The sequence below is a fragment of the Vicinamibacteria bacterium genome, from assembly GCA_035620555.1.
In the GTDB taxonomy this organism is placed as follows: Bacteria; Acidobacteriota; Vicinamibacteria; order Marinacidobacterales; family SMYC01; genus DASPGQ01.
Genome location: DASPGQ010000043.1, coordinates 1 through 9,915, shown reverse-complemented (window position 1 = coordinate 9,915; position 9,915 = coordinate 1). Strand labels below are relative to the sequence as shown.

The 9,915-nt window shown below is 62.4% G+C and carries 10 protein-coding genes and 2 tRNA genes; 11 read left to right on the top strand and 1 reads right to left on the bottom strand.

What is annotated here, in order from left to right:
- The coding region (locus VEK15_01620) for a MazG family protein (protein HXV59361.1) at positions 1–500 on the bottom strand (500 nt) is incomplete at its 3' end.
- A 309-nt stretch (positions 501–809) separates the two neighbouring features.
- Here VEK15_01620 and VEK15_01615 point away from each other — a divergent pair.
- The 11 genes from VEK15_01615 to VEK15_01565 all read left to right on the top strand — a co-directional run.
- The gene (locus VEK15_01615; protein HXV59360.1) at positions 810–2,705 is read left to right on the top strand and encodes a tetratricopeptide repeat protein; all 1,896 of its coding nucleotides are present in this window, start codon (positions 810–812) and stop codon (positions 2,703–2,705) included.
- A gap of 3 nt (positions 2,706–2,708) precedes the next feature.
- Positions 2,709–4,004, top strand: a complete 1,296-nt coding sequence (locus VEK15_01610; protein ID HXV59359.1) for a DUF4388 domain-containing protein — start codon at positions 2,709–2,711, stop codon at positions 4,002–4,004.
- Between the two features lie 30 nt (positions 4,005–4,034).
- Entirely contained in the window at positions 4,035–4,979 is a 945-nt protein-coding gene (locus tag VEK15_01605) for a bifunctional riboflavin kinase/FAD synthetase (GenBank protein HXV59358.1), read from the top strand.
- Between the two features lie 33 nt (positions 4,980–5,012).
- Entirely contained in the window at positions 5,013–5,363 is a 351-nt protein-coding gene (locus tag VEK15_01600; protein ID HXV59357.1) for an STAS domain-containing protein, read from the top strand.
- A 16-nt stretch (positions 5,364–5,379) separates the two neighbouring features.
- Positions 5,380–5,856, top strand: coding sequence for an ATP-binding protein (locus VEK15_01595; GenBank protein ID HXV59356.1), 477 nt, complete (start codon positions 5,380–5,382; stop codon positions 5,854–5,856).
- Positions 5,857–5,871: 15 nt separating this feature from the next.
- Complete coding sequence (locus VEK15_01590; protein HXV59355.1) at positions 5,872–7,617, top strand: SpoIIE family protein phosphatase; 1,746 nt, start codon at positions 5,872–5,874, stop codon at positions 7,615–7,617.
- Between the two features lie 10 nt (positions 7,618–7,627).
- Entirely contained in the window at positions 7,628–9,028 is a 1,401-nt protein-coding gene (cysS, locus tag VEK15_01585) for a cysteine--tRNA ligase (protein ID HXV59354.1), read from the top strand.
- Positions 9,013–9,417, top strand: coding sequence for a YraN family protein (locus VEK15_01580; GenBank protein HXV59353.1), 405 nt, complete (start codon positions 9,013–9,015; stop codon positions 9,415–9,417). Before cysS ends, VEK15_01580 begins: the two co-directional genes overlap by 16 nt.
- Positions 9,418–9,483: 66 nt before the next feature.
- Positions 9,484–9,558, top strand: a tRNA-Gly gene (locus tag VEK15_01575).
- A gap of 36 nt (positions 9,559–9,594) precedes the next feature.
- Positions 9,595–9,670, top strand: a tRNA-Cys gene (locus tag VEK15_01570).
- 6 nt (positions 9,671–9,676) lie between these two features.
- Positions 9,677–9,915: 6-phosphofructokinase (locus tag VEK15_01565; protein HXV59352.1), on the top strand; the 239-nt coding region annotated here is incomplete at its 3' end.

The window sequence follows — 9,915 nt, the reverse complement described above, 5'->3', positions numbered from 1 at the left end:
GCCCTCACCTCGGCGCCCGAGTGCCAATCGAAGCCGTTTTGCGCCGCGCGGCTCGTGAGCTTTTGCGCTCGGGTCAGCGCCGGGAACGACCGGGGCACACCATCCAACACCGACTCGCGCCTGGGCTTCTCTCGCGACTTGGCGTCCTCCCACCTCGCGAGGGCCTCGTCACGGTTGGCTGCGGGCAGGTCGGAGAACACGTGGGGATGTCGGCGGACGAGCTTCTCGTGAATCTCACCGATGACTTCGGACATGGAGAACGCTTCTTCCTCGGTCGCGATCTGCGTCAGGAAGACCACCTCCAGGAGCAAATCACCCAGCTCCTCACGGACGGAATCCGGGCGTCCTTGGGAGATCGCTTCGACGAGCTCGTAAGCCTCCTCGATCACGTGAGGCCGCAGCGATTGCTGGGTTTGAGCCCGATCCCAAGGACAGCCGTTCTCGCCTCGGAGGCGCGCCATCAGAGAAAGGAGCTCCTCGAAGGCCCGGCCCGAACTCACGCCGTCTCCCGCGTGAGCCAGGTGCGGGGGCACGTTAAAGCGCTGACAAGACGAAAGATACGGTTATTGGTGTGTGTTGATCCACCCATGACGGCATGTTATCTTAGTTTATTGACCCCGGCTTCGGAACCGAGAGTCCATGAGCCCGGCAACGTGGACGGGGAATCCTGTCATCTTCACAAGATATTGAGATTTCCGCGATCGAGGTCCTGAAGGAGACTACGGTAGGTGCCTTCGCACCCAGAAGCCGAAACTGAAGCGAAGTCGAGGGCTCCAAACGTGCGTCGACACCGACGCATGCGCGGACTCGTGCGACCACCTGTCCGGACGGCTGCCATCGGTTGGCTGCTCGTCCTGGGCTGCACCGGATTCGGCACCGCGCGCGCGGGGGCCGAAGTCGGGGCCGAGGAAGAGATCCCCATCTCTCTCCACACGTCGTTCGAGCACTACTGGCGTCGGTATCTTCTCGCCGAAACGTCGGGGGACGTGGAGACAGCCGGCCGCATGCTCGACGAGATCAAACGCCTTCGAGTGGAGCGAAACGCGTTCAACCTTCACGACGTGGCGATGGCATTCGTTTATCGCGGGCTGACCCTGGTTGAACAGGGTGGATTCGAAGAGGCGAGGGAGCGCTTCGACGTGGCTCGAGAGCTGGACCCCGATCTCCCCACCGCCTACTGGGGTCTGGCCCGTCTCGCCGAGCGCGAGGGGGGGGTCGGATTTCTGAGCGCAACGGTCTACCGGTTTCAAGCCCAGTTGCTTGCCTTGCGATCCGAGCGAAACGGGGCCTACGCCAGCTGGAATCTCACCTACGTGGTGTTCTCGAGCCTCATGATGCTCTACTTCATCGTGGCCCTCGTCATGATCTATCGATACGGGGTGCTGCTGCGGCACGACATCGAGGAGCGTTTCGGCGATCGGATCGGGACGCAGGCGGTGCTCGCGGCGACGCTCGGGGTCTTGCTCCTTCCCATGATGTTGACCATGGGAACGGGTTGGCTGGCGCCCTACTGGTTGGCGATCACGTTCGGATATCAGAGCGTCAGGGAGAGGGTCGTCTCGTTGTCCTGTCTCCTCGTGATTCTCGCAACCGCTCCGTTCGCGGAGCTTTATCCTGCTTGGGCTCGGACCTCGGCCAATCCGCTCTATCAAGCAGCGCTCTCCTCGGTGACGGGAACTTTCGATCTCCAGGATGTGCGCACGCTCAGGGAAGCGGTGAATGAGCATCCCGAGGATCGCGATCTCCAGTTCTTGCTCGCGACACAGTACAAGAATCTCGGTGACTACGAGCTCGCCGCGAACCAGTATCGACGGATCATCGAGGTCTGGCCCAACGATCTCGAGGCGCGAATCAACCTCGGGAACATCTACTTCGCCCAGAGGGACTGGGATGGAGCCCTCGTCAAGTACAACGAAGTCATCGGGGCGGGTGCGAGGCTCCCCATGGCTTTCTACAACAAGAGCCTCGCCCATGCCGAGAACTTCCAGTTCGCCGAGCGGCAGGACGCCCGGGTCAGAGCGGAGAGCGTCGATGCCGCGGCGGTCGCGGCCCATGAGAGGCGAACGGGCAATTACCGCGTGGTCGCCGACCAGAAGCTCGACGAGATGGACATCCTGGGGAAGTTTTACGGCCTGACCGAAGGGTTGCACGAGCAGAAGGTCCTTTCCTTTCTCACTGCGTCCTTCTCCAACAGCTGGGCATTTCGATTTGTAGCCGCGCCCATATTCTTCGGCCTGCTGATCCTGGTTCTCGAGATCGCCTTCAAGGATCGCCGCCTCATACAGCGCTGCCGCAAGTGCGGGAGTGCTTTCTGTGGGCGTTGCCAGATTGGCACCGGACGGAAAGCCGTTTGCACCCAGTGCTACCACCTCTTCTACATGAGGGATGGCGTGTCGGCGCTGGCGCGAAACGAAAAACTGGCTCGCGTCGAACAGGACACGAATCGGCGGTCTCGAGTCTTTCGACTGCTCTCCATCATCGTGCCTGGTGCCGGCCACATCGGCGAAGGGATGCCGCTCGTCGGTGCGCTCTTGCTGTTCTTCTGGCTTCTGGGTGCGTCGCTCCTCATTCTCGGCAGTGCGTTGTACTCTCTCCCCGATGGATTGTTCGGCTTCGAAGCCGACGTTTCCTACGGGCTGTTGTTCGTCATGGCGTTCGTACTGGGTGCCGCGAATGTGGTGGCAAGACCCCCGCTGAACGGTTGAACGATGGCTCTCTCTGGGACGCTCAAGGATTTCGCGCTTCCCGACATCTTTCAGCTCATCGGGATGCAGCGAAAGACCGGGCTGCTCACGCTCGAGAACGAGCGGGAGACGGTGAGCGTCGTCTTCGAGCAGGGGATGGTCGTCCACGCCGACTCCACCGTGCGTCGTCTCGACGACCTGCTGGGAAACGTCCTCGTGCGACAGCGGACACTTCGGCGAGACGCCCTCGAGGATGCCCTCGCCAAGCAAAAGGTCTCGATGCAACGTCTCGGTTTCATCTTGACCAATCAGGGGTACATCAGCCGCGATGATCTGAAAGCGGCTCTTTCCGAACAGGTCCAGCAGATCGTCTTTCGAGTCTTCCGTTGGAAATCGGGACGATATCACTTCGACCCCGCGGCGGGAGCGGACTACGACCGCGAGAACATGAGCCCGGTCAGCACGGACCACATCCTCATGGAAGGCATTCGGCGCGTCGACGAGTGGCCGATCATCGAGAAGCGGATTCCGTCGCTTGACTTCGTATTTCGCCCGCTCGTTCCGAAGGATCAGATCCGGATCGAGGAGTCGTCCACCGAAGAGGCGGGCGGGCTCGAAGCTTCGCTCGATTTGCTCTCCGGCAAGGGGGGCGGTACCGCTACCCTCATCTCCGAGGTCGTTTTGAGTCCGCTCGAGGGGACGATCTACAAGCTTCTCGATGGCAAGCGTTCCGTGGCCGCCGTCATGGAGCTGACCGGTCTGTCGGATTTCGACGTGTGCCGGGCGCTCTTCGACTTCGTCGACCGGAAACTCGTGGTGGCCGCCGGCCAGGAACAGGCGAAATCAGTCAGCCCGGGTCTCCCCCATGCCGACGTTCCGGCCCAAGGCGAGACCGCGGGCAAGATCGCTCTCGTGGCGGTGCTGGTGCTCGCGGCCTCCGGGTTCCTCATTTCCCTGGGGGAGCCGTTTCGCGTTCCCCCTCGGCCGAGCTTCATGCGCGAGGAGGCCGCCACCATAGCCCGCAGTCGAGACGTCGCCCGCATGCAGCGCGTGGTTGCAGCACTGCGGAGCTACTATCTCACTTTCGGCGTCTATCCGGGAAGCCTCGACGACCTCGTGAATACCACCCCGCCGCTCGTCGCCCCCGAAGATCTCACCGATGCGTCCGGGCAATCGTTTCGTTACGAGACCCAAGCGGACCGTGTCACGCTTCAAGCACTGGGCCCGTCGGGGTCTCCTTACCTCTCCATCTCCCGAGAGATCCTTCCAGACGACGTTAGCTTTGCGCCGACGCCTTCGGTACGATCCTCGAGCCGCTGACCTCCTGGTTTAGGGGTCGCGATCGCAGCCATGAGAGTCAGTCGTTACCCCGACGTAGGATTACCGGAAGATGCCAGGCCGGCGGTTACCCTCGGCAACTTCGACGGCGTACACCGCGGCCACCGTCGGGCCATCGATCTGCTCGTGGAGCGCGCCCGGGCTCTCGGCACCCACGCGATCGCGGTCACCTTCGAGCCCCATCCGATCAGCGTGCTGAGGCCGGCGGAGGCCCCCAAGCGCATCCTCACGCCGAAGGCGAAACAGGAGATTCTGGAAGCGACCGGCCTCGACGAGCTCCTGATCATCGCGTTCACTCTCGAGTTCTCGCGGATCGAGCCTCGTGAATTCGTGGAGAGCATCCTGGTCGGCCGCCTTCGAGTCAGGGAGCTGGTACTGGGCGCGAACTTTCGCTTCGGTCGGCGTCGTTCGGGAGACCTCGATTCCCTGCGGGCATTCGGTGACAAGCACGGTTTCGTGGTGCACGAAGTGCATGCTTCGATGCATCGCGGCGAGATGATCTCGAGCTCGCGAGTTCGAGTCACCCTGGCGGGCGGTCAGGTCGACGAGGCAGCGGCGATGCTGGGGCGGCCTTACTTTCTGGAAGGCCGCGTGGTCGAAGGTGCGGGGCGGGGTCGTCTCATGGGTTTTCCCACCGCGAATCTCGAGGTGGAAGGAGACGTTCTCGTGGGCGACGGTGTTTATGTGACGGATTCCCTCGTCAACGGCCGAGTCTACCAGGGTATGACCCACGTCGGGCGGAGGCCGACTTTCGGTATCGAGGAGCACTCGGTCGAGACCCATTTGTTCGAGCTCGATCGCAACATCTATGGCTCGACCCTGCGACTGTTCTTTCACGAGAGGATTCGGGGCACGGTGCGGTTCACGTCGGCGAGCGAGCTCGAATCGCAACTCCATCGCGACCGCGAGCACGCTCGGCGCTTCTTTCACGCGCGCGGACGGAACCTTGTGCTATAACATTTCGTACCCAACACGGCGAGGAGAGTGTACGTGCCCGATCTGACCGTCGAGAGTCGACAGATTGGCGAAGTGACCGTCATCGTCCCCAAGGGGTTCATCAATGCGCACACCGTCCGTCTGTTCGAGCAGGCTCTTCAAGAAGCTCTCGAAGCCGGGCATCGGAAGATACTCATCAACGGTGAAGGTCTGGCCTATATCGCGAGTGCAGGGCTGGGTGTCATCATGGGCATGATCGAAGACGTTCGATCCCGGGGTGGTGACATCCGGCTCGCCGAGTTGAACGATACGGTGAGGAACATTTTCGAAGTGCTCGGCTTCAACCACCTCTGCAAGGTGCTCAGCTCCGAGCGCGAGGGTGTTGACAGCTACGTAGCGGGCTGACCACCGGTTGTCCCACATGCCCAGAAAGGCTTCGAGGCGGGGCGGGAAAGACGACGGCCCCAAACGTCGCGCCGCGATGGAGCTTCGTTTCCCGAGTGAGAGTCGCTATCTGCACATGGTGCACGAGCTCACCCGTCGCCTCGCCGAGTCAACGGGGTTCGACGCTTCCGAGGCAGAGAAGATTGCCCTCGCGGTCGACGAGGCGGCGACGAACGTTATCCAGCACGCCTACCATGGTGAGCCAGGGCACTCGATCGAAGTTCATTTCGATCCCGAGGGTGAGAGTCTCGATATCGTGATCTTTCACGACGGCGAAGCCCTCGAGTCGCTTCCCGTTCCCGATTTCGATCTCGAAGACCTCGTGGCCAAGAGGCGAAAGGGTGGGCTCGGGCTCACCATCATGCGGGAGATGATGGACAAGGTCGAGCACGCCAAGGCCGGCGCCGGCAGGAACATGTGCGTCATGGTTCGCTACAAGCAGAAGGGACGCTAGGCCTCGGCCGGCTCGATGATGCCGACGGAGCGCAAGCCCACCTCGTACCGCTACCAGCAGGCCCTCGCCCCTCTGGTAACTCGCATAGAGCATCCGGCGTTGCGGAAGCGCCTTTCCGAAGTGCTCACTCTGCTGGATTTCAACTCCACGTTGAATCGGTCCATGGAGCTTTCCCAGATCCTGGACCTCGTCCTGTTCGTGTCCATGGGAGAGACGAGGGCGAGTTGGGCGGGGATCTTGCTCCGAGACGACGAGCGGCTGCGACCCGCTGCCCGACGAGGAGCCAGCGACGCCGCCTGGCTGGGTCTCGCTCTTCCGATCCCGAGCGAGATGGACGAGGCCTGGACTCAGGAGGTGATGCGTCAGACGAAAGCTCGGCTGGTCATGCCTCTTTCCAAGTCCGACCGGCTCGTTGGGTTGCTGCTGCTCGGTGAGAGAGCCGAGCCCTATGGGGACGAGGAAACGATGTTTGCCGAAGCGCTGTGCGTGTCGGCCGCCGCTTCGATCGACAACGGACGCATCTATGAAGAGCTTCGAGAGTTGAATCAGAGGCTCTCCTTCAAGGTCTATCAGCTCAACTCGCTCTTCGATATCACGCGCGAGCTCAACCGGAGCCCCGATGCCAGCCGGGTCTACGAAGTGCTCCTCACCAGCGCGATGGGGCACGTGTTGACCACTCGGGCACTGGTGCTGGAGAAAGGAAGCGTCGTCGTCGAGAGAGGAGTTCCGCTCGAGCCCGAGGGGCGTCGGGATCTCGAGCGTGTGAGCGCCTATTTCGGGTCGCTCTCCGACGACAGCCGCGTCGAGAACCTGGACGACGAATCGATGCGAACGCTCGTGGCGAGCCTGGGGATCGACCTGGTCGTTCCGCTCCGATCGGGAGACGTCAGCCATGGCGCGCTCCTTCTCGGGCCACGAGCCTCGGGCAAGCCGCCCGGCGATGAGGATCGCGAGTTCCTTCGCGCCCTCGCGTCTCAAGCGGCATCGGCGCTCGACAACCTCAGACTCACACGCGAATGGATCGAGAAACAGAAGATCGAGAAGGAAATGGCCCTCGCGCGCGAGATTCAGCGAGGGCTCCTCCCCGATGGCGAGCCCGATATTCCCGGCTGGGACATTGCCGCGATCAACATCCCCTGTCTCACCGTGGGTGGAGACTACTTCGACTACCTGAAGCGCGAGGGCAGCAAGCACTGGCTCGTCATCGCCGACGTGTCGGGCAAGGGAACGGGCGCAGCGCTCCTCATGGCCTCGGTGCACGCGGCGCTTCACGCTCTCGCGGGCATCGGCGACCTGACCCTCGACGCACTGAGCGTCCGTCTGAACGAGATCGTCTACGAAAATACCGAGCTGAATCGTTACGTCACCGCTTTTTTCGCCTCCCTCGACGCAACGACGGGCGAGCTGAACTTCATCAATGCCGGCCATTGCTATCCTCTCCTGGTGAGGCAAGGCGGTGAGGTCGAGCGGCTGGTCGAGGGTGCGCCGGTGATCGGCCTTCTCCCCGAGATTCGGACGCGGCAAGGGCGCGTCTTCCTCGAGCCGGGAGATCTCGTCGTCATGTTCACCGACGGGCTCTCCGAGACCCGCAGTCCCGAGGGGGAGGAGTTCGAGGATGAAAGGATTATCGACCTCGCGACCCGACTCAGAGGCCGGCCGTCACGCGAGATCGTCGCCCAGCTGGTAAGCCGTGTTCGTGTCTTTGCGGCGGACGCCGGCTTGACGGATGATTTGACCTTGATGGTCGTGCAGCGGAACTGAAGGAAACAAAATGGTTTTGAAGCTGACGAACACGCTCGGCGGGCGGCTCGAGCCGTTCGAGCCCATCGAGCCGGGCCACGTGCGCATGTACACGTGCGGCCTCACCGTCTACAACCGGGGTCACGTCGGCAACTTCCGCACCTTCGTCTCCCAGGACATCCTCAGGCGCTACCTGCAATTCAAGGGATATCGCGTGACCCAGGTGACGAATTTCACCGACGTCGACGACAAGACGATCGAGGGCGCCAACGCGGCGGGAGTTCCCCTCCGCGAGTACACTCAGAAATTCATCGACTACTTCTACGAGGACTGCGATACGCTCGGCATTCAACGGGCCGAGCACTACCCGCGAGCCACCGACCCCGAATACATCGACGCCATGATCGAGCTCGTCCAGAAGCTGGAGCAACGGGGGCATACCTACCGCAGCAACGGGTCCGTCTATTTCAAGGTCGATTCGCTCGCCGATTACGGAAAGCTCTCTCGGATCGACGTCGCCGGGATGAAGGCCGGTGCCCGCGTGGATTCCGACGATTACTCGAAGGAGAACCTGCGGGACTTCGTTCTCTGGAAGGCACCGAGGGACGGCGAGCCTTTCTGGGATGCGCCGATGGGACCGGGTCGCCCCGGGTGGCACCTCGAGTGCTCGGCGATGGGTATGAAGCTTCTCGGTGAGACGTTCGATCTCCACGCGGGTGGAGTGGATCTGATCTTCCCGCACCACGAGAACGAGATCGCCCAGAGCGAAGGGGCCACGGGAAAACCGTTCGTCCGACACTGGATGCATACCGAGTTCCTGCTCGTCGAGGGCGAAAAGATGTCGAAATCGAAGGGTAACCAGTACACCGTTCGAGAGCTGGTGGACGAGGGCTTCTCCCCCATGGCCATCCGCTATCTGCTTCTTTCCGTCTATTACCGGCAGCAGCTGAACTTCACTCGCGAAGGACTGCGCCAGGCGGAGACCGCGATCCGCAGAGTCGATGATTTTCTCGATCGCCTCTCCGAGGTGATGCGGCCAGGAGACGCCTCGGAGGCGTCCCGAGAAGCGGCGAGGAGCGCTCTGGAGCGTTTCGAAGCGGCGATGGACGACGACCTGAACACTTCGGCGGCGCTCGCGGTGCTATTCGACCTCGTCAAGGGAGGGAACACGGCGCTTTCTTCGTCTACTATGACCAAGGGAGATGCCGATGCATTCCGCGGCGCCATCGAGCGCATGAATACTGTCCTTGGTGTTTTCGGCCAGGGCGAGAAGGTCGTTCTCGACCAGGAGGTCGAGAAGTTGATTGCGGCGCGGAACGAGGCGCGCGCGACTCGAGACTATGCGCGGGCCGACGCGATCCGCGGCGAGCTGGATTCTCGCGGCATCGTGCTCGAAGACACCTCCGCGGGGACGAGGTGGCGACGAAAATAGCCGACTTTCTGAGCTGGGTGCGGGATCGTGGGAGAACGAGCGACCTCGGTCGGCGCGGAGAAAACGTCGCCGCGCGAGAGCTCGAAAGACTAGGCTACGAAATCGTCGAACGGCGCTGGCGCTCGAAGCTCGGCGAAATCGACATCGTTGCCCGGGACGGAGAAACGCTGGTCGTCGTGGAAGTGAAGGCGAGATCGCGTGAGGACTACGGCCCGCCGGCGGACGCAGTGGACGCGGTCAAGCGGAGGAAGCTGGTCCGGCTCGCCAAGGCCTACCTCCAGGCCAGACGGCTCGGGGAGCCACAGGTGCGTTTCGACGTCGTGGGCGTGAGGTTTCCATCCGGGGAGGATCCGCGGGTCGAAGTCCTGCGGAATGCGTTCGGCGAGTAGGGCCTCGCCCCCGTTTTTGACAACGCGTTGCCCCTTTGGTACATATAACGGTTGCTTGATTCGCGGGCGGGAATAACTCAGTGGTAGAGTGCAACCTTGCCAAGGTTGAAGTCGCGGGTTCGAATCCCGTTTCCCGCTCCATTTGAACTCGCAGAACGGCTTCCCGACTCCGATTCCGGCGGCGTAGCCAAGTGGCCAAGGCGGAGGTCTGCAAAACCTCTATTCGGCGGTTCGAATCCGCCCGCCGCCTCCAACCGACGTGAAGAAATCCGCGAGGCGCCCTCCGATCCGACGCATCGCCATCAACACCGGTGGCGGCGATGCCCCGGGACTGAACGCGGTCATCCGCGCCGTCGTGGTCTCCGCTTGCCGCGACGGTTGGGAGTGCTACGGCATCCGGGACGGCTACAACGGTCTTCTCGCTCCCGAGCGCTACCCGAGAGGTGGTCTCATCCCGTTGACACCTTTCTCGGTGCGCGGCATCACCCCGCTCGGAGG

What these genes read in the sequence shown, in the direction of transcription:
- VEK15_01595 (HXV59356.1), top strand. Translation starts at nt 5,380, where the DNA reads ATGCCCAGAAAGGCTTCGAGGCGGGGCGGGAAAGACGACGGCCCCAAA.
- cysS (HXV59354.1), top strand. Translation starts at nt 7,628, where the DNA reads ATGGTTTTGAAGCTGACGAACACGCTCGGCGGGCGGCTCGAGCCGTTC.
- VEK15_01605 (HXV59358.1), top strand. Translation starts at nt 4,035, where the DNA reads ATGAGAGTCAGTCGTTACCCCGACGTAGGATTACCGGAAGATGCCAGG.
- VEK15_01590 (HXV59355.1), top strand. Translation starts at nt 5,872, where the DNA reads ATGATGCCGACGGAGCGCAAGCCCACCTCGTACCGCTACCAGCAGGCC.
- VEK15_01610 (HXV59359.1), top strand. Translation starts at nt 2,709, where the DNA reads ATGGCTCTCTCTGGGACGCTCAAGGATTTCGCGCTTCCCGACATCTTT.